Source organism: uncultured Streptomyces sp., assembly GCF_947488945.1.
Taxonomy (GTDB): Bacteria; Actinomycetota; Actinomycetes; order Streptomycetales; family Streptomycetaceae; genus Streptomyces.
Genome location: NZ_CANLBS010000088.1, coordinates 1 through 462, shown reverse-complemented (window position 1 = coordinate 462; position 462 = coordinate 1). Strand labels below are relative to the sequence as shown.

The following is a 462-nucleotide window of genomic DNA, read 5'->3' as shown; positions in this document are numbered from 1 at the left end:
CACGCCGAGCAGCAGGGTGCTCAGCAGGCCGATGACGGCCATGACCACCCGGCTCTGGCCTGTGTCGGCGACGAACGCCGCAGACCAGAGAAAGCGGGCTCCGAGGGCCGCACCCAGAATGAAGGGCGCCGCAGCGGCCGGCAGGGGCCCGCGGACGCCCTCCTGCCAGGCATGGATGAGCAGTGCCAGCGCCGCGAGACCCACCACCCACGGCGCCGCAATCGCGTAGCCGGTACCGGGGGGACACGGGACACCGATGCGCGGACCGCAGTTCGTGGCCGCTCCTGCGAACTCCCACCCGAACACGAAGAGACAGCTCACACCGCCCCAGACCAGCAGATTGAGTACGAGCACCGTGAGCCCGGATACGAACATGCTGTTCGGAACGGCCCCTTTGCCACGCCTGCCTTCCCCATTCATATGTGCATCGAGCACTGGGCGTTCTCCATTCGTGTGGTCCGG

At 68.0% G+C, this 462-nt stretch carries 1 pseudogene; it reads right to left on the bottom strand.

Features of this window, described 5'->3' with window-relative positions:
• A pseudogene (locus tag Q0994_RS33940) lies at positions 1-375 on the bottom strand (hypothetical protein); the annotation flags it as partial.
• Positions 376-462 lie beyond the last annotated feature (87 nt).